General features: G+C 40.6%; 10 protein-coding genes and 1 riboswitch. Of the genes, 7 read left to right on the forward strand and 3 right to left on the reverse strand.

The annotated features are described in order from the left end of the window. Window positions 1-154: 154 nt before the first annotated feature. On the reverse strand, window positions 155-1,339 hold the full coding sequence (gene megL / locus IEX94_RS02025; protein ID WP_188855821.1) for a methionine gamma-lyase: 1,185 nt from the start codon (window positions 1,337-1,339) through the stop codon (window positions 155-157). Window positions 1,340-1,611: 272 nt separating this feature from the next. Between megL and rarD the strand changes: the two genes are divergently transcribed. The 6 genes from rarD to IEX94_RS02055 all read left to right on the forward strand — a co-directional run bounded on the left by rarD (window position 1,612) and on the right by IEX94_RS02055 (window position 8,815). Beyond that, complete coding sequence (rarD, locus tag IEX94_RS02030) at window positions 1,612-2,520, forward strand: EamA family transporter RarD (protein ID WP_308425567.1); 909 nt, start codon at window positions 1,612-1,614, stop codon at window positions 2,518-2,520. Between the two features lie 264 nt (window positions 2,521-2,784). Further along, window positions 2,785-2,902: riboswitch (SAM riboswitch) on the forward strand. Window positions 2,903-3,021: 119 nt separating this feature from the next. Continuing rightward, window positions 3,022-4,731, forward strand: coding sequence for an O-acetylhomoserine aminocarboxypropyltransferase/cysteine synthase family protein (locus IEX94_RS02035; protein ID WP_188855822.1), 1,710 nt, complete (start codon window positions 3,022-3,024; stop codon window positions 4,729-4,731). Window positions 4,732-4,902: 171 nt separating this feature from the next. After that, window positions 4,903-5,787 carry a GDSL-type esterase/lipase family protein gene (locus IEX94_RS02040; RefSeq protein ID WP_188855823.1) on the forward strand — a complete coding sequence of 295 codons (885 nt, stop codon included), beginning with the start codon at window positions 4,903-4,905 and terminating at the stop codon, window positions 5,785-5,787. 4 nt (window positions 5,788-5,791) lie between these two features. Further along, window positions 5,792-6,430, forward strand: a complete 639-nt coding sequence (locus IEX94_RS02045; RefSeq protein WP_188855824.1) for a YpmS family protein — start codon at window positions 5,792-5,794, stop codon at window positions 6,428-6,430. 170 nt (window positions 6,431-6,600) lie between these two features. Beyond that, window positions 6,601-8,226 carry a catalase gene (locus IEX94_RS02050; RefSeq protein WP_188855825.1) on the forward strand — a complete coding sequence of 542 codons (1,626 nt, stop codon included), beginning with the start codon at window positions 6,601-6,603 and terminating at the stop codon, window positions 8,224-8,226. 85 nt (window positions 8,227-8,311) lie between these two features. Beyond that, on the forward strand, window positions 8,312-8,815 hold the full coding sequence (locus IEX94_RS02055; RefSeq protein ID WP_188855826.1) for a hypothetical protein: 504 nt from the start codon (window positions 8,312-8,314) through the stop codon (window positions 8,813-8,815). A gap of 119 nt (window positions 8,816-8,934) precedes the next feature. Here IEX94_RS02055 and IEX94_RS02060 read toward each other — a convergent pair whose 3' ends face one another. Next, on the reverse strand, window positions 8,935-18,459 hold the full coding sequence (locus IEX94_RS02060) for a Spy0128 family protein (protein WP_188855827.1): 9,525 nt from the start codon (window positions 18,457-18,459) through the stop codon (window positions 8,935-8,937). 435 nt (window positions 18,460-18,894) lie between these two features. Further along, a complete protein-coding gene (locus tag IEX94_RS02065) occupies window positions 18,895-19,527 on the reverse strand; it encodes a hypothetical protein (RefSeq protein WP_156854133.1) in 633 nt (210 codons plus the stop codon). A 269-nt stretch (window positions 19,528-19,796) separates the two neighbouring features. Here IEX94_RS02065 and IEX94_RS02070 point away from each other — a divergent pair, with 269 nt between their 5' ends. Then, the gene (locus IEX94_RS02070) at window positions 19,797-21,416 is read left to right on the forward strand and encodes an ABC-F family ATP-binding cassette domain-containing protein (protein ID WP_188855828.1); all 1,620 of its coding nucleotides are present in this window, start codon (window positions 19,797-19,799) and stop codon (window positions 21,414-21,416) included. The last annotated feature ends 394 nt before the right edge of the window (window positions 21,417-21,810 follow it).

Raw genomic sequence — 21,810 nt, forward strand, 5'->3', positions numbered from 1 at the left:
CTGTTAGAAAGTGGGGCAAAGCATTTACCTCAATTAATATACCCTACGAAGACAGCTTGAACACAAAAAACATCCTACCCCAAATCGGAATAAGATGCTTCTTTCCATTTATACGTATTAACAGTCTGTAATACCCCACAGAATGTGTTTCACTTTAAACATGCTCTAGCGCCTGTTCCAAGTCATCCCAAATATCTTCCCAAGCTTCAAGCCCGATCGAGAGCCGGATCAATTGATCGGTAATGCCCATCTTTAAACGAGACGCTTCCGGCACGACTGCATGTGTCATTGTTGCTGGATGTTCAATCAATGTCTCCGCATCCCCGAGACTCACTGCAATTTTAATAAAATTCAATCGGTTCATAAAGTACTGGGCATCTTGTTTACTTCCTTTTATTTCAAAAGAAATCATTCCGCCACTCTTATTCATCTGCTTTGCTGCAATTTTTCCGTCGCTTGATTCCGTATCGCCTGGAAAATAAATCGAAGCAACTTTTGGATGCCCTTTTAACTTTTCAAAAATATTGACTGCATTTTCACAGTGACGGTCCATTCGAATGGGCAATGTTTTCAAGCCGCGGAGTAGCAACCACGCATCAAATGGTGACATAATTCCGCCAATGTCCTTACGCGCGGTGATTGCCAAATCATCAATAAAATCTGCTTTACCGACGACAAGACCAGCAATGACATCACCATGGCCTCCAATATATTTCGTAGCACTATGAAGAACGACGTCACAGCCTAAATCAAGCGGGCGCTGTAAATAAGGTGTAGAGAACGTATTGTCCACGACGACTGGAATACTATATTCTTTCGCAACTTTTGTTACAAGTTCCAAATCAATAAGCTTCATTGTGGGATTGATCGGTGTTTCAACATAAATCAATGCGGTTTCTGGTTTTATTTTAGCGTGGATTGCATCTTCTGAGTCAAGCAGGGAGAAGTCTGACGTGATATTGTATTTTTCCTTCATCAGTGTTAATAATCCGTACGTGCAGCCGTAAAGCCCAGCAGAGCATAAAACATGATCATTTGCCTTCGTTAAGGATAATAAAACCGCCGAAACAGCCGCCATACCTGAAGCAAAAGCAAGACCTTTCTCTCCATTTTCAAGCCTGGCAATCCGCTCCTCAAGGACACGAACGGTCGGATTTCTTAAACGCGAATAGACAAATCCCTCCTCTTCCCCGCTAAATCGTCTTTCGCCTTGTTCTGCCGTGTCAAAAACATAAGTGGATGTTTGAAATAGTGGAATGGACAGACTTCCGAGCATTTCCTTCTCATCATAACCCTCATGAATCACTGCAGTTTCAAACCTTTGATATTTCTTTGTCATATGCTTCCTCCCCTTTACTTCTCATTTCAAAATGAAGCAATATCTCTATAACTAGCATACAAGAAAAAACACTATTATGAAAGCGTTTTCCGAGGGAGTTGGGACACTTGGGGTCAGAGCATTTGTCCCAATGGGACAGCTACACTGACCCCAATGTCCCACCTACCAGCGGGACAAATGCACTGACCCCCCGTCCCGATTCTTGCGTTTTTGCGTAATTAGTCTTAATATTGTTTTTATACTTACAGAGGGGTTAGGATGGGGGATTGGTGATGATGGAATCGAGGGAAATGAAGTTAGGTACGTTATATACGTTTAGTGCATATTTGCTTTGGGGTTTCTTAACAATGTACTGGAAACTTCTCGATCATGTGAATCCAATGGAAACGCTCGCCCATCGAATTGTCTGGTCATTCATTTTCATGATTGCTTTACTGCTTACAATCAAACAATTCCGTTCGTTTCTCCATACGTGCCGAAATTTATTACGAAATCCAAAGGACCTACTAGCTATTGCAGCTGCTTCAATTCTTATCTCGACGAATTGGTTCTTATTCATTTGGGCAGTCGCGAATGGTTACGTCCTCCAAGCAAGCCTAGGCTATTATATTAATCCATTAATGAGCATTTTCTTAGGTATTGTCGTTTTAAGGGAACAAGTAACGATGCGACAAGGATTTGCCTTTCTTCTGTGTGCCATAAGTGTCCTTTATCTGAGCGTATCAAGCGGTGTCTTTCCCTGGGTCTCACTCGCCCTTGCAACAAGCTTTGCAATCTATGGGCTTCTAAAAAAGAAAATCAACATTAGCTCCACCCATGGCCTAACGATTGAAACGATGCTAGTTACACCAATTGCAGCGGGCTACCTTTTCCTGCTACCACGTCAAGCTTTCACTCTGTCCTCTGCTATATCCGGGACAAATCTTTTACTTATTGGCGCAGGGATCGCCACAGCAATTCCACTTTTATTATTTGCTAATGGAGCAAAAGCAATTCCGCTATCTATGGTAGGGATTTTACAATTCATTACACCGACGATCATGCTCTTCCTAGGAGTATTCGTCTATCATGAAGCTTTTTCAATAGAAAAATTTATCGCCTTTTTATTTATCTGGTTTGCATTAATTCTCTATTTAAGCTCGGTATATCATCACCCAGCGAAAAGACAGGCAAATACATAAGAATGGGGTCAGAGCACTTGTCCCAGTGGGACAGATACACTGACCCCAATGTTCCAGCGCCTGCGGGACAATTGCTCTGACCCCCATGTCCCAGACCAGCGGGACAAACGCTCTGACCCCATGTCCCGGTATCAATCTTTTTTAAAAAACCAACTAAAGGGGTTGACATTAGTCTGGATTAAACGTTATAATCATCTGTAAATTTATAAAAGATTTTTAAGTAGCGCAATTAACGCGCTTCTAGCAAATCTGAAGCAAGAAATCTTCTTATCAAGAGCGGCGGAGGGATTAGGCCCGATGAAGCCCGGCAACCTTGAAGTAAGCAATTTTACTTTTAATGGTGCTAAATCCTACAGATCTACCCGGATCTGGAAGATAAGAGGAGGATATGTATAGTAAACTATACGCCCCTCTTCTTAAGGAAGGGGGGCGTTTTAATTATTCCCCTCTCTCCAAAACATTCCAAGCTACATATTTTTCAAAACCAAGGAGGAATTATCAATGTCAGAATTCAACATTTTCAATTTAGAAACACAAGCTCTTCACTCTGGTCAGGAGGAAGCAGATCCAACATCACGGGCAAGAGCGGTTCCGATTTATGAAACAACTTCCTATGTTTTCCGGGATACGGAGCATGCACAAAATCTTTTCGGGCTCACAGAAGCAGGAAACATTTATACAAGAATCACCAACCCGACCGTCGGAGCTTTTGAACAACGGATTGCGGATCTTGAAGATGGTGTAGGAGCAGTGGCAACATCTTCTGGAATGGCTGCTATTACGCTCGCTATTCTAAACATCGCTGGAACCGGTGATGAAATCATTGCGGACAGCAATCTTTACGGTGGAACGTATAACCTGTTCCTAAACACCTTACCGAAATACGGAATCACATTTAAGCTAGTAGACGGAACAAACCCGGAGAATTTCCGTGCAGCAATCACGGATAAAACGAAAGCAATATTCGGGGAAACGATTACGAACCCAAGCTTGAACGTATTTGATATTGAAGCAGTTGCTGAAATCGCGCATGAAAATGGGCTTCCACTCATTATCGATAATACATTTGCAACCCCATTCATCACAAAACCAATTAGCTGGGGCGCAGATATTGTGATCCACTCGGCAACGAAATGGATTGGCGGTCATGGTTCAACTATCGGCGGTGTCGTTATTGACGGTGGACGCTTCAACTGGGATAACCCGCGTTTCCCTGAGTTCACAACACCGGACGATAGCTATAAAGGTTTAAAATACGCAGATGTAGGACCGGCTGCATATGCAACAAAATTACGTGTTCAACTTCTACGTGATATTGGTGCATCACTAAGTCCAAAGAGCGCATTCACTTTCATTCAAGGGCTAGAGTCTTTACAAGTACGTATTGATCGTCATTTGGAAAATACGAAAGAGGTCGTTAAGTACCTAAAGAACCACCCAGCTGTTGAATGGGTCAACTATCCAGGGCTTGAGGAACACCCTTCCTATGAATTAGGGAAAAAGTATTTAAACCGAGGCGCAGGATCTATCATTACATTTGGTATAAAAGGTGGCCGGGAAGCAGGACGTAAGCTGATCGATAACATTACCCTCTGGTCCCATGTGGCAAACGTTGGAGATTCGAAATCCCTTATTATTCATCCCGCTTCAACGACACACCAACAACTAAGTGCAGAGGACTTACAAAAGAGTGGTACGCCTGAAGAGCTTGTCCGGCTATCAATTGGTCTTGAGTCAACGAAGGATATCTTGAAAGACCTTGACCAAGCTATTGCAAAAGCAACTGGTAAAGCACCACAATTCACACCGACTGCGGATGACGCAGCTAACTGGTTGCTCCATTCGCCTTTCGATCGCTCCAATGGGTTGAGAAAGAAAACAATTGCAGTTACTGGAGTTGATGAAGCAACCAAGAAGAAGTTGCGTAACTACGGTTTTGAAGTTGTAGCGATTGAGGAGCCAAAACAATTGAATGGCACTTCCGGGACACTTGATGCTCTTGTGGTAAATGCGGAAGAACTTCCGAAAGAAACAATCGAGCAACTTATCAATAAAGAAAGCAAAATTCTTTGGATTGAAAATAACATCGATGATGCAGCAGCAGAATATGCACAAGCAGCAGGCATTCACGTGATCGAAAGCAAATCCATTGCGGATGAATTAGACCGTATCCGTGGCAGTAAAGCAGCAAAAGAAGCAATCGAAATATAACAGTTGTTTTTAGTAAAGAAACGAATGCAAGGTGCGTTCGTTTCTTTTTTGTTCCTGTCTCCTCGTTTAACTTCAACTTTTTGTGCGTAGAATAATTGGATAGATAGAGAATACTAGACAAATTAAATCCACGTTTTATACTGGTAGTAGACAGATTATAGGTGTGATACGATGAAAAAAATATTATTTATTCTTTTTGCAATCATTCTTTTAACAATAGGAATACTATATTATATCGATGGTATGCCCCCAGCATTAACCCAACCGTTAATCCCTGAGGAAAATGCGGAAGAATTGAAGGAAGATATCGAACCCGAACAAGATGAACTGGAAGATGAGGAAGAAACTGAAGAAGAGGAAAACAGCTTTTCCGAACGATTAACCCATGTTGTCCGAGAGACGATTGGCCGGATTTTCCAACGGGAAGTGAAAATTGTTGCGATTGGTGACTCGTTGACCCGTGGAGTTGGTGATGCAACAAATAGTGGCGGCTATGTCGGCATTTTAGAGCGTTCCATCAATCAAGAGTACGAGATTGCAACATTTGAAAACTTTGGAATCCCAGGAAATCGGACGGATCAGCTTTTAATCCGCTTGGGGCAACCCGAAATCATTGAAGCACTGGAAGAGGCAGATATTGTTCTCGTCACGATTGGCGCCAATGACATCATGCAAGTGGCAAAAGAGAATATTACGAACCTCGAAATGGATGACTTTATTGATGAACATAGCGATTATGAAGAGCGGCTTGAAGAGGTTCTTGAAAGGCTCTCTGATATTAATTCAAATGCTGATATTTACTTGCTTGGGATCTATAATCCTTTTGAAAAGTATTTCCAAGATATCGAGGAATTAAATCAGATTGTAAATACATGGAATGAGACAGGAAGCAGCTTGGCGAACGAAATAGATAATATTACTTTCATTCCGATTATCGATTTATTTGCAGGGAATGAAGACCCTGTATTTGCCGATGATAATTTCCATCCGAATTATACGGGATATTATTTGATGGCAGAGCGTGTGTTAGACTATATTTCTAGAGAAGAAGGTTGACAGCATGGCGAGAACCGATAGGCACCGACAAAAGATCAATTGGAAAACAGGTTTTTTCTTGATTTTAGCATTGAATATTGCCGGCCTCCTGCTGCTTGTCAGTTTGATCTTTTGGCCGGCGGAAGATGTGGAATTACCTAGTGAATCAGCGGAGACCAAGCAGGAAAGCTCCCAATTCATTGTAAGGACATCAAAGCAAAATTTAAATAATCTAATTAATGCTTATATTGAACATCTAACTGAAAATACACGGCATAAGTACCGAATCGAATTGGAAGAAGATGTGCATCTGATCGGAGAACTGCCAGTGTTTTCGACGACGGTCCCCCTATCTATGCATTTTGAACCGGAAGTCGCCCAAAATGGGGATATTATTTTAAAACAAGAATCAATTTCACTTGGATTACTGGAATTACCGAACCGGAGAATTATGCAATACTTGGCTAGATACTTACCAATGCCAGATTGGGTCACCGTCGACCCAAATGAAGAAGAGATTTATATTGCCATTTCCGACATGGATATTCGCAGTAACTTCGAACTAGCCGTCGAAACCATCGACCTGAAAGAAAACAACCTCGCCTTCCGCATCAGCGTCCCATACGAAACATTCGGCATCGAAAGCTGGAAAATGTTCCCCTGATCGGGACACGGGGTCAGAGCAGTTGTCCCTCCTTTTGAGCGGGACATGGGGTCAGAGCAAATGTCCCAGATATTTGGGACAAAAGCTCTGACCCCATGTCCCGTTTTGCATGAAATCTTCTTATCTGGGTAGGCTATTCATTGATAACTTTAGGAAATGAGGGACGAGCAATGAGTAAAGAACCACCCAAAGATGATTACGAAACGCATAAGGAAGATGAGAACACATTAACGACACGGCAAGGGCATCCGGTTACGAATAACCAGAATATCCGAACCGTTGGAAATCGCGGACCGGCGATGCTTGAAAACTATGACTTTATTGAGAAAATCAGCCATTTTGACCGCGAAAAAATCCCAGAGCGGATTGTCCATGCTCGAGGTGCTGGGGCTCACGGTTATTTTGAAACGTATGGAACGGTCGGTGATGAACCGGTTTCTAAATACACGCGAGCGAAAGTTTTCCACGGCAAGGGGAAGCGAACTCCTGTATTTGTCCGCTTTTCCACTGTTGTACATGGGAACCATTCTCCAGAAACTGTGCGTGACCCAAGAGGATTTGCCGTGAAATTTTACACAGAAGACGGGAACTGGGACTTAGTCGGAAACCATATCAAAATATTTTTCATCCGAGATGCGATGAAGTTCCCTGATATGATCCACGCATTCCGCCCAGACCCTGTGACCAACGTGCAGGACAGTGAGCGTTTCTTTGATTTCTGTGCGAACTCGCCGGAATCTTTCCATATGGTGACTTTTATTTATTCGCCTTGGGGAATTCCAGCCAATTACCGCATGATGCAAGGTTCCGGAGTGAACACATATAAATGGGTAAATGCTGAAGGTAAAGCAGTTCTCGTGAAATACCACTGGGAGCCGAAACAAGGAATCAAGAATCTCACAATGAAAGAAGCTCAGGAAATCCAAGGGAAAAACTTTAACCATGCAACACAGGATTTATATGAAGCGATTGAAAAAGGCGATTATCCCGAGTGGGAATTATTCGTCCAAATCATGGAGGATGGACCACATCCGGAACTTGATTTTGACCCACTCGACGATACGAAGCTCTGGCCGGATGATCAGTTCCCGTGGCTTCCAGTTGGAAAAATGGTACTTAACCGTAATCCGGAGAATTATTTTACCGAAGTGGAACAAGCCGCTTTTGGGACGGGAGTACTTGTGGATGGCTTAGACTTTTCTGAAGACAAGATGCTCCAAGGCCGCACCTTCTCCTACTCTGATACACAACGATACCGTGTTGGCGCAAACTATTTACAACTGCCGATTAACGCAGCGAAAAGACGGGTGGCAACTAACCAGGAGGGCGGCCATATGCGCTTCGATAACGATAAAGGGCCTAAACAGAATTTGCATGTGAACTATGAACCATCCAGCTTGGGCGGGCTTGAAGAAGCCGAACAAACCGGGAAAGAGTACACTCCGTTTGTGGAAGGTAATATTGTCCGTGAATCCATTGACCGAGACGATAACACGAAACAAGCTGGGGAAACCTATCGTAAGTTCGAGCAATGGGAGAAAGATGAGCTTATTCATAATCTTGTGAACGACCTTTCTACCTGTGCGAAGGTAATTCAAGATAAAATGATTGCGCTTGCGGAGTCAGCAGATGAAGAGTATGGCCGAAGATTACGCGAAGGTCTGGAACTATCAAGTAAACAAGAATCTTCCACCGGGATGGAGGCTGCAGAAGAAATGCATCCACTCGGTGCAAAAGACGCAGACAAAGCAGTAGATGAAGCAATCCGAAAAGGCCACGACGCCGAACCATATTAAATGGGACAAATACTCTGACCCAATGCCCCTCTCCACTCTATTCAACTTCGATTCCATCTAATGTTTTATTATTTTTTTATGTGGAATGAGTAACTATGGAGTTGATACTGTGTTTGAGTGGGGAGACTTTATTACAGCGTTCTGGGCTTTTTTCGTAAACCTTCCATTAGTGACATTCATTCATCAACTAGGGCATTATTTGATGGCCCGTTTATTCGGTGGGCGTTCGGAGATAGTTCTGGGTCGAGGAAAGCAATTATTTAGAATCGGCGCTGTAAAAGTGAATCGCTTTTATTTCCTTGATTCATTTTGTCACTATGAGTCGCTAAAAGTGAATTCAAAAGCTTCACATATCCTTGTATATGCTGGGGGTGTGTTGCTTAATTTATTTTCTCTGCTACTAATCAATATCTTAATTATGAGCAACACACTGCCAGAGACTTCTTTTTTCTACCAATTCGGTTATTTTACAATCTACTTCATGTTTTATTCCCTCTTTCCCATCCAATATTCGGAAAAACATGCGAGCGATGGGAAGCAAATTATTAATATTTTAAGAAACAAATCAGCATCTAATATTTTTGATTAAAGCGGGACATTGGGGTCAGAGTATTTGTCCCGCTTCCTGGGACAAATGCTCTGACCCCAATGTCCCACCGAAAAAAAGACTCTAACTGTCGTTTAGACGGTTAGAGTCTTTCTGTTTGTTTATGCAGATTTTCTTCGTCGATAGATTGTAATGGCGGCTGCCAGAACAATTAGAGCAATTCCGATAGCCAACAGATTAAAGATATTTGTCGCTGTTCTTGGAAGTTTGCTGCCTTTTCCAGAATCTGAATCTGTTCTTTCTACACCTGCTGATGTTTCTTTATCTTCTTTACCAACCGGTGTACCCGGAGTTTTATCTTTGTCCTCCCCGTCCTTTGGATCTTCTGCACCTTCCTCAACTTCTACGGTATACGTGTTCGTAATATCATAGCCGTTGACTGTTGTTTCGTAATCTTTCACCGCTTCTTCTTCAATGGTGTAAACATATGTCGCACCCTCTTCGTCAAACGCTGGAAGATCGGTGAAGCTGTATTTCCAGTCGTCTGTTACCGTTACTTCTTTCGTATCGATGACGACATTATTCTGTAAAAGATGGACTGTGATGGATTCCGGCCGCACTTCTTCGCTGTCACCAACCCATGTTTTCACACCTTCTACATCAATCGTACCGACACGGAGGTTCGTTATGTTATAACCATCAATGATTGTTTCATATCCTTCTACCGGGACTTCTTCAATCGTGTAGATAATCTCTTTACCAGCACTGTACTTCGGCAAGTCTGTAAATTGATAGCTCCAGTCTTCTGCCTCCGTCGCATTCATGCTCGCAACAACTTCACCGTTTGCCAAGAGATTAACTGTAATCTCTTCCGGTCGATCCTTCGCTTGGTTGTCACCATCGAGCCATGTCTTTTCACCGGAAATATCAATGGTTTCTGGCGTGTAGCTGTTTGTAATGATGATGTTTCCATGATTTTCATCATTGACTTCTGTTACATAATCTTCTGCATCCGTTAATTCAATTACAGAATAGACGATTGTTTCACCCGCTGCTTTCTCGTCGAGTTCTGTCCATGTGTGTGTCCAGTTATTCTCCTCTAAAAGTTCAACAGGGTCACCAACCGGATCGCTATTTGCTGTTAGCTGAACTTTGATCGCATCAAGACGCTTACCATCTTGGTTATCGGCATCATCCCAATGTTTTGTTACAGTTACCGCTGTTTCGCCTGGTGTGTAATGGTTCGTAATATCAAAATCATCAATTTCTTGCGTGTAGTCTGTGACCGTGTTTTCTGTAATAGTGTAAACAATTTCAACACCATTTTCATATTTCGGTAAGTCACTGAACTCGTAGCTCCAGTCATTTCCTGCGGTTACTTCTACAGAATCAACTTGCTTGCCATTTGCTAAAAGGTTAACCGTAATCGAGTCCGGGCGGATGCCGTCTTGGTTACTAGCGTCTTCCCAAGTTTTCGTGCCAGATACTTCAATCACTTTTTTCACAAAACCAAAGTCAAGCGTTGGATCATGTTCCCCATCTTTCGTTAGGTGACGGGATGTCGCTTCCCATGTAGAAGAGTCGATTGCCCTGTCATCTCCTACTTCATGGAGTGTTGGAACATATTCCTTTAATACCTCTCTAGATGCCTCTTGGTCAATCCTTACCGTGTACGTATGATCAATCGGCAGGTTTTCAAAAATATAATAACCATTCTCATCTGTTACTGTTGGTTCTACTGTGTTTCCGTACACATCTGTTACTGGATTACCTTCTTCATCTTCAATCGTTAATACGACACCTTTAATTGGAATATCTGTTTTGTCTTGAAGGCCATCTTTGTTTTGATCGAACCATACATAATCACCGACGCTAACACTTGGACGTATAAATCCAAAGTCTAAGGTCGGATCGCGGTAACCTTCTTCTGTTAAATGACGGGATGTCGCTTCCCATGTGCTTGAGTCCACCGAATTATCATCGCCCACTTCTTCTAAAGTTGGCTCTAATCCTTTCAAGGCTTCTGCTGATGCTTCACGATCGATCCTCACCTTATATGTCTTATCGACTGGTAAGTTATCAAATGAGTAGTAACCATTTTCATCTGTTGTTTGTGGACCTACTGGCTCACCATACACATCTGTAACCGGACTGCCATCTTCATCTTCAATCGTTAATACCACACCTTCAAGTGGAGTATCCGTTTCATCTTGTAAACCATCTTTGTTTTCATCAATCCATACATAATCACCAACCGAAACCTTCCTTGGATCATATTCGTTTGTAAAGATTGGTTTTTCAGTATAAGTCAATTCGGCAACTAGCTGACCTTCACCGTTATCCGCAACTTCTACAACCACATTATAGACTGTTTCATCGTAGTTGATATCTTTATCATCGCCAGCTACTTCACGAATTGTAAATTCATAAGAACCTACATTATCAAATTCAATCGTTTCAAACTCAATTACACCATCTGCGTTGTTTGTTCCTTTTGAAACTACAGTCCCTTCAACATCCAACACTTCAAATGTAAATTCATTTGCCTCTAATGCTGTATAGCGACCACCTAAGACTTTTTCGGCTTCAAACTTCACTGAGACTGATGCAGTTGAATATTTGTTTGTAAATACTGCTGGACCATTAGTATAGTCTTCAGTAGCAGTTAATTGACCTGCGCCATCATCAGTTACCGTTACCGTTACTTCAAATTCTGAAGTATCATATTCAACCCCGCCTTGAACGCCTTTTATTTCACGAATGGTATACCTGTGTTCGCCAACTGCATCATAAGTGATTTCGTCGAAGATTACTTGACCTTCTGCATTATTTGTAGTTGTTTGAACAACCTTTCCTGATTCATCAACTAATTCAAATTCGAATTGTTCAGTTACTAAATCTTGCCCTTCCAGTATTTTTTCAGCTTCAAACACCACACTGTCAGGTGCAGGTACATAGGTGTTAGTGAATAATAATGATTCGTCACCGGCATCTAAAGTTGCAGTTAACTGACCAATGCCGTCATCCGTAACTGTTACAGTCACTTCAAATTTAGTTGAATCGTAAGTTACTCCTCCTTGAACACCTTTTACTTCGCGAATGGTATATTTGTGTTCGCCAACTTCCTCATAGGTGATTTCATCAAAAGTCACTTGGCCGTCTGCATTATTTTTTACTGTTTGAAGAACTTTTCCAGATTCATCTACTAATTCGAATTCAAATTGACCTTTTCGCAGATTTTGACCTTCTAAGATTTTCTCTGCTTCTATAACTATACTATCTGGATTTGGAGTATAGACATTCTTAAATTCTGCTGGACCATCAATATAATTTACCGTTGCAATTAATTGACCTTCTCTACCATCCACGACATCAACACTAATGTTATATACTGTTGAATCGTATGTGATCCCACCTTGCGTCCCTTCTACTTCACGAATGCTGAAATGATAAACCCCGACTTCATCAAATACCATTTCGTCAAAGATTACTTGGCCATCCGCATTATTAGTAGTTGTTTGAATTACTTCCTCTGATTCATTTAATAGTTGGAAAGTAAATTGGTCTTTAACAAGGTTTTGGCCTTCCAAAATTTTCTTCGCTTCAACAACTACACGATCTGGATCAGCTTCATAATTATTTGTAAAGACCGCTGGACCGCCAATGTAATTTGGTGTTGCGACTAATTGACCTTCATCGTCTGTAACATTAACAACAACTGTATACGTCTTTTGATCATAAGTCATACCACCCTGTGTACCTTCCGCTTCCCGGATGATATACGTGTGTGTTCCTGTAGCTTCGTAGTCAATTTCATCAAAGATTACTTGACCATCAGCGTTACTGGTTACAGTTTGAACTACTTCTCCAGATTCATCTACAAGTTCGAAGCTGAATTGCCCATTTACTAACTTCTGCCCATTTAACTCTTTATTTGCTTCTAACACCACACTGCCCGGTTCAGGAGTATAGCTGTTTGAAAAGGCAGCAGGTTTATCATAACTTGCTACAGCAACTAATTTACCTTCTCCATCATCAGACACATTTACCGTTACATTAATTTCACTTTGATCATAAGTTACACCTAATTGTGTACCTTCTACTTCGCGAATGGTGTATTCATAATCTCCAACTTCCTCATAAGTGATTTCATCAAAGATTACTTGACCTGCTGCATTGTTTTTTACTGTTTGAAGAACTTCTCCCGATTCGTCGACTAACTCAAATTCAAATTGGTCGTTACGCAGATTTTGTCCTTCTAATATTTTATTCGCTTCTAGTACGATGCTTCCAGGCGCCGTTTCATAGGAGTTGGTAAACACCGCTGGACCATCAATTTCCTCAACTGTAGCAACTAAATTACCTTTTTCATTATCTTCAACTGTTACCTTAAAAGTAAATTTACTAGAATCATAGGTTACACCACCTAAGTCTCCTTGGGCTTCACGAATAGTGTAGGTATGCTCCCCAGTCTCATCAAAGGTAATTTCGTCAAAAATTACTTGACCTTCTGCATTGTTTGAAGTTGTTTGAAGAACATTTCCTGTTTCATCAACAAGTTCAAAGTCAAATTGATTATTTTCAAGAGTCTTCCCTTTTAGTATTTTACTTGCTTCAAATACAACACTATCTGGTTCAGGTGTATACGTATTTGTAAATCCTGCTGGGCCATTCATGTAGTTAACATTTGCTTCTAGTTTTCCTTCCAAGTTGTCTGTTACGGTGACTGTGACAAGATATTCCTTGTCATCGGAGATAATCCCTTTTAATTTACTCTCAACTTCACGAATGATATATACATGCTTGCCTTCCGTGTCATACTTAATTGGTTCAAAGGTTACATTACCTTCTGCGTCATTTTTTACCGTTTGGATTACATCATTAGATTCATCAACCAGTTCAAATTCGAATTGGTCTTCGGATAAAGTTAAACCATGAAGCGATTTATTTGCTTCAAGTTCTACATTCACCGGATCTGCCTTATAGGTGTTTGTAAACTCCGGAAAACGAATATCTTCTTCATAAGAAATATCTGCAGCAAGTTTTCCATCGCTATCTGTATCAACCTTAACAGTTACTTCATAGACCGTTTTATCATACGTAACGCCGGCAAGATTTCCTTTTTCCTCTTGAATGGAATACGTATATTCTCCAACCTTATCAAAAGTCAGTTCGTCAAATATAACATTTCCAGACGCATCATTTGTTTTGGTATCAATTACCTTGTCATCAGAATCCTTCAATTTAAAGGTAAATAGCCCATCCTCAAGCTCTTTAATTCCTTCTAGTTTTTTAGATGCTGCTAATGTCACTGGTACTGGTTCGTAATCGTTTATTACTGTTATTTTATTGCCTTCTGCTGTTGCATTTTTATTTTCTGCTTCTTTCCAATCCGAGTTCATGAAGGTAACTGTATATTCTCCCTCAACTCCTGATTTAGAATAACCGATAGCAAAATAGATTGGATCCAATAGTTTAAAACCTTCTGGCGCCTCTTTTTCAGTTAAAATGTAACGACCGGCACGAATTTTACCAGATTCATACCCTCCATTTTCGTCAGTTACAATTTCTGCATTTACTGGTATAACGTTATTGTTAATGTCGACACGTTCAAGTTTAAACTCTACATTTTCTAGTGGGTTTCCATCAGTGTTTTCTTTGTTCAACTCAAAGTTTACTGTCCGACCTGAACCACCACCGCCGTAGAACCATTGACTTGTTGTTATAGATTCCGTTTTTTTCGATAACTCCTTGACAGATTGGCCTCCAGTTAATGTAATGTCATTTGTAACGTCATAAGAGCCGATTAATTCTGGATTTAATCTTGTAGAGTACGTTACTTTTACTGATTCGGTAAGCGGATCAGTAAATGTAATTATAAAACTCCGATTACCCTCACCTATAGTTAACTTATACTTATTTCCATCCAGTGGCTCTCCAGCGTTGTTCATTACACTAATTTCATGGTTATCATCAATTACATACGTTTGATTCTTACTTAATTCATCTGTAATTACTGCGTTATTTATTGTTAAACCAAGTGGATTTACTGTTGCTTCCCAATCAATATTTTCTGTATCCTCATTTACTGCACCAGTTTTTGCATTATTATTATTAGTTCCATCTGCAAAGTAGTCGATATAAGCATTAGCTGACACATCTTTATAACCATCATTAGATAGTGTCGTAGTGTTTGTATATCTATCAATTTTGTCATTAACTGATGGATACTCCAGTATTTCCGTTTGGAACGTGACAATATATTGATATGGGCCATCTGGTAAATTGATAGTGAATTCATTATCTTTTTCATCAATCTTAAGAGTTCCTGCTATATCCTCTTCCGTTCCGGTACGCATCACTTTAATTGAGCTTGCAACCAACTTTTGGTCAGACGGGATTTCATCTGTTAAAACAGGATTCACTAAATTCACAAGATGTTTAGCAGTATCCGTGTTGGCCGTGATTTTCCAATTGATAAGGTCACCAGTCTCTGATTTTTCAACCTGACCTACCGCTTCTTTTTGAACACCTAATTCAGGATTTGGAATGGTAGCTGTTTTAGAATCAGACCCTCCAGTATATGTTATTGCAGCAGTGTTTTTTACTTCCTGCGCTTCCTCTGTCGCTGATAAGGCTGTCGAATACGTTAATTGATAAGGCACCGCATCTAATTTAGCTATTGATACAGTGAACTGCCCATCTTTTGGCTCTGAAATCGCAAATTGATCAGTTACATCCTCACCATTAGTTGTAACTTTAATATTGCTTACTTCCACTGTGTTTGGTAAATTCGTATCTGTTAACTCGAAATTGTGAATGACATGCCTATTAGTATTAAAGTTAACAGTCCAATTAACCGACTTCGTACCATCATCATTAATTACAACTTTTCCGGATTTATTCATACCTGGGTGACGTTTACCGACAGTGGCATTTGCTTTCTCCGTGCCACCTTGCCATGTTAATTCCACATCATTTCTCTGATCCTCATTTTTTGCATCATCTGCTGTGGTGCGGTAAGTGATTGCGTAAACAGCATTTGTGTTTTTCTTAATCTTTAGGGTAAACCCAGCACTCGTTGGACCTTCTATCTCATAGTCGGTAAATGGCTCGCCATTCTCCGTCATGCTTAATGAATCATTCACATACGTATAATTTTTACTTGTAAATATATCCTCAATGACAGGATTATCTAGTAAAATACGGCTATTATTGAATGTAATCGTCCATTCAATTTCTTGCAAACCTTCTTCATTTAAAACATACTTACCGGATTTACTAATTCCCGCTTTAGGTCCATCTTGCTCGTAATCAACATCTACACCAATACCTTCGCCAGTACCATCATCAAATATTAATTCTGCATCATTTGCTAAGTGTGGCTCTTTCATTCCGTCCTCTGTATAATAGGTACGATATACAAACTTATACTCATGAGGCCCAGCATCGGTTACTTGCAAATGAAATCCGATACGCCCATCATCATGTGTATAGTCAGTGACTGAATAATTTTCTACTTCAACCCCATCTTTATATAATTCATATAAAGAAGTATCAGCCGCATCAAATTTTAAATGTTCCTTACTGAAAACATCTTTAACATTAATGTTAGAAATGTCAACTTTCCTTGAGTTCATGGTAATCGTCCATTGAATATACGGATTACCTTCGTCATCTACAAGCTGTTCTCCAAATTTCCCACCTGTTGGAATGGTATTGACAGTAACAGAGGCATCATCTTTATTATTATAGTTATCTTCTATTGTATTCGTAACTGTCTCATCATTTAACCCTAGTGGTAAAGTTGACTGGAATGTAATATTGTACGCACGACCATTTGCATCAAGACCTGGAATCATTAAGTTTCCATTGTCATCTAAAACAGCTTCCACTTCAATACTTCTTATTTCTTCGATGACATTACCATCAATATCTGTCTTAACTTCAACAACTCGAACTGAATCTAATATTACTTCACCATGAGTCAATGTATCCGTTAGAATAACATCTGATCCAAGTTCTTCTTGACCATAGTTATATTTCACTTGCCATTCAATCATATCTGCATTCGCGTTTGAGATATTACCTGATTTTTCAAGTGTTGGGATGTCACCAGACCAAGTACCTGTAAAACTATCCTTTACTTCATTTTCATCCCCATCCAAGACGATACGTGCATCATTATTAATCGTATGCGTCCCACCGCCACCTGGGCGAGTAACTCGTGTTGTATAAGTGATTTCGTAAGCATCCTCGATTGCTCCTAAATTCAATTCAAAACCGGAATCCGTAATTCTTGGAGCAACATCATCGAGCTTGACACGATCAATTTCTTCATTTTTGTAGTTTCTAATAATTTGATAAACTACAAAACTATCTTTAACAATTTCTAAATTAGCACCCAAATCATCTATAATAGTTGCATTTTCATATGAACCCATGGAATCATTCGCACGAACAGTCCAATCTATAAATTCCGGATTACGGTCAACAGGTACCTTTTCACCGTTTTCATCTAAAATATATGGTGATCCAGCTTCTTTTTTATCTTCCCCATCATATTCTTGTCTTTCAGCTCTAATTGTTGCAGTGAATGAGTTACCCTCTCTATAAGGAACTTCTATCACAACTTCTTCTTCCGTTTCAAATACCTCCGTGTTAAATGAGCCAGAAAGGTTCACATGCATTTCAACATTATCGTAATTATTGACTGATTCATTAAATGTGATAACAATTTGGTTATCGATAATGCTGTAGGTTGCAACTGTATCACCATTGATTGTTATCGGTTGATTATCTGCAGCAATTCCATAAGCAATCGCTGGTAATGGAATCGTATAAGTATCTCCCGCTGAAATATCTACTTCATCAGGTTTTATTAAGCTATAATCCAAACTTACAGCGTTCAGATCACTTAAATCAACCTCAATTTCCGCACCATTTTCAATCGGCACTTTTGATCCGTCTTTTGTAGTATAAAATAGAACAAAATCAGTAATTAGATTTTCTTCCAGAGAAGCTTTACTTGATTTAACGGACTGCTCGCTTTCTTCCGTTTCTTCCCCTTCAACAGCTTCCTCTTCGTCCACACTTTCCTCTGCAGCTTCTTCCTCCGTTACGGATTCTGCTTCATCAGAAACACCCTCGTCACTCACAGCATCCTCATCATTTTCTCCTGTAGATTCCTCATCGCCTTCTGTCTCGGCCGCTTTATCAGATTCGTCTTCTGGCTCTTCACTTTCCACATGCGGTTTCATCGCCCCTACCACAAATACTCCCTTCGAGTCCGGATATTCCTCCGCTGTCTCCTCGAAAGTTACCGCTACAGTATTATTCGTTGTAGCCGTGTATTCCCCAATGTCCACCCCATCTTCTGTAAGAAGTCTTCCTGTTTGATCTGCATCAATTGACAGATCATCAGAAAGTTTAATCGAGTCCGTGTCCCCTGATTCAATCTCTAGATGTTCGATGGACCAATTAATTTGCACATCGACTAATTCAACTGTTCCATGCTCCGAATCTTGCTGTTCGCCTGTCTCTTCGGCTGAAATACCGGTAAAGACAGAGTCATCATAACCTGTTGCAAAAACCTGGACCGGATAAGCAAAACTGCTTAGTAAGGTTTGAAACAGCAACATTACTGCGAACAATACACTAATTCTACTGCCCGTTTTCCTAGACATTCCTCGTACCCCTCTCTATTCGTTTTTTACCAAACCTAAGTATAGATATGTTTTCTAAACAGAAACTATACAAACCATCACAATTACCAGTCAAAACTCACCTTTTTAGGTACGAGGGCCTATATGAAATGCGAATTACAGAAAAACTTTAACTCCTTCGACTGTTATCTGACACCCCAACACGAAAAGGGCGCTAACTCCTTCCCAGAGTCAGCACCCAAGATCTTTTTTCACTATGTCACCATAAAGTAAAACTCATTCGGTGGGGAATTCCTTACCCCCCACTGAATGTTAGCTGAACAGAATCAGGTATTTACGGACTGTTTACCCCCCTTCACATATTGGGTTTCCCTCTCGTTTAGGGGTGGGGGTATTACAGACCGTTAATACGTGATAAAAAAAGAGCCGTTTTCTTTTCTAACGACTCGACTCATACTATTTAATGACTAAACGTTTAAATTTATTAGATATATGAAATAAAAATGATTGCTTTGGTATGGTGCGTTCATCCAGGACTAGCTGGGGTGCCGGAAGCGGTTGTAAGCTTTCTCTGTAATATTTTAGTTTCCCGTAGTAGATTAGTTTGTTTTCCAATGATTTCCGGATATCATACGGTGTTATAAAGTAGGTCGGCTTTTCAAAATTGAATTTCGCTGAATCTTGGACTACAGTCGCCACAAATTGGGAACAGAATAAGGCCGAACGCCGTTTTATTTTAACTCGGAACAGAACACCGAACAATCCGATGAAATTATAACGATATTCATGCTGCCTCATCTCTATCTCTTGTATTTTCCTCACCATCGTTCGGTATTCTTCTTCACTGACCGTTTGTGAATAAACGGCACAGTTCGCGTTTGCCATGAAGTCACTCGTTATATCCTCTTGGACAAACCCACCAATAAATGGATTTTTAGGCCGTTTCCTACCAAAACTATATACTGTTGTAAAATCCTTCGTAAAGGATATGGAGACATGATTCAAATCCCGCCTCGTAAAGAAGTTGATCACTTTTGCTAAACTGGTTCCCGTATCTGTAAATAGAAAATAAATCTCTCTTTCTTTCATTATCATTCCCCCTTTCTTCAGTCCATATAAAGAGGCGAGCTACAATCTACTATTACACAAAAATCATTTTTCGCCAAGTTCTTTTTTTAACCATTTTATTATTTTTTTCGGGTACTTGTTCAATCCCTGTTAAAATGCGTAAGACAAGCGATTTTTCATTGACGAATCCCTTCAAATAACGTAAGCTTACTCTGGATAGTTACGATTAATACGAATCGTGCAGGTTGTTCGTTTTAAACAGCCTGGATTTTTTATAATGGAGGATTTATATGATTACAGTTACAAATGTCAGCTTACGTTTCGGCGATAAGAAGCTGTTTGAAGATGTCAATTTGAAATTTACTCCAGGTAACTGTTATGGAGTAATTGGTGCGAATGGTGCAGGTAAGTCCACTTTTCTTAAAATTTTATCCGGCGAGATTGAGCCTCAGACTGGAGGAGTGTCCCTTACTCCTGGCCAGCGGCTTGCTGTATTAAAACAGGATCACTTCGCTTACGAAGAATATCCAGTGCTTGAAGTCGTTTTAATGGGTCATAGTAAATTATACGAAGTAAAGCAAGAAAAGGATTCAATTTATATGAAAGAAGACTTCTCTGAAGCTGATGGAATTCGAGCTGCTGAGCTTGAGGGCGAATTCGCGGAAATGAACGGCTGGGAAGCAGAGTCTGATGCTGCAATTCTTTTGAAAGGATTAGGTATTGGTGAAAAGCTTCATGATAAGTTGATGTCCGAGCTTGCAGATGATGAGAAGGTTAAAGTCCTGCTTGCCCAAAGTTTATTCGGGAATCCTGATATTCTCTTACTTGACGAGCCGACGAACGGTCTTGATATCCAAGCGATTCAGTGGTTAGAAGAATTCCTGATCAACTTTGAGAATACCGTCATTGTCGTCTCCCACGATCGTCATTTCTTGAACAAAGTTTGTACTCATATTGCTGACGTAGACTTCGGTAAGATTCAGATTACGGTCGGAAACTATGACTTCTGGTATGAATCGAGTCAATTAGCGGCACAAATGGCAGCCGACGCCAATAAGAAAAAGGAAGAGAAGATTAAAGAGCTCCAAGCCTTTATCGCTCGTTTTAGTGCGAATGCCTCGAAGTCAAGGCAGGCGACTTCCCGGAAAAAGATGCTTGATAATATTACGCTTGATGATATCCAGCCTTCTTCGAGAAAATATCCATATGTTGCTTTCACACCGGAGCGGGAAATCGGGAATGACTTACTGCGCGTAGAAGGGTTAACGAAGAAAATTGGCGATACGGTCGTGCTTGATAATGTAAGCTTCATCATGAATAAGGATGATAAGATTGCACTCGTCGGCCGCGATGATATTGCGAAAACGACATTGTTTAAAATTTTAATGGGTGAAATGGAACCAGATGCTGGGACATTTAAATGGGGCGTGACGACTTCCCGGTCCTATTTCCCAAAAGACAACTCAGAGTACTTCGAGGGAGTAGAATTGAATCTTGTTGACTGGCTCCGGCAATACTCACCAGAGGACCAAACAGAAACATTCCTCCGTGGCTTCCTAGGGAGAATGCTGTTCTCCGGAGAACAGGCGTTGAAGAAGGCGAAGGTCCTTTCCGGTGGAGAAAAAGTTCGCTGCATGCTTTCGAAAATGATGCTTTCCAATGCGAACGTGCTTCTCTTGGATGAGCCGACAAACCACCTGGATTTAGAATCGATTACATCCCTAAACAATGGATTGATCAAATTTAAAGGCTCCATGCTGTTTACATCTCATGACCATCAATTTGTAAATAGTATCGCGAACCGCCTGATTGAAATTACACCAAGCGGGATTGTCGATAAACAGATGAGCTACGATGATTATGTGCGTGATCAAGCATTGCAGAAAGAAATCGATAAAATGTATGCATAAGATGAACGTTCCTCTTTTTATGGAGGGACGTTTTTCGTATTGCATCATACTAAAATAGCGATTTGTGCTCGGGTGCTGGGTGCTAGAGCACTTATAATCGGTTGAGGGAACTGACTTTAGTAGTGGCTCGAACGGATAGAACTTCTGTAAACAACAAAAGATTTGACGTCAGCAGTATTCCTAACGACTAGTGTACTCCTTATCAACCAAAGGAACGATGTCAGCGGCTGTTCAAGCGATTAGAGTTCTTCTATTCAACCAAAGGAACAGCGTCTACAGCTGTTCAAGCGATTAGAGCACTTCTATTCAACGAAAGGAACGATGTCAGCAGCTGTTCAAGCGATTAGAGTTCTTCTAATCAACCAAAGAAACAGCGTCTGCAGCTATTCAAGCG

It is taken from the genome of Oceanobacillus indicireducens, from assembly GCF_014647195.1.
GTDB classification, from domain to species: domain Bacteria; phylum Bacillota; class Bacilli; order Bacillales; family Amphibacillaceae; genus Oceanobacillus; species Oceanobacillus indicireducens.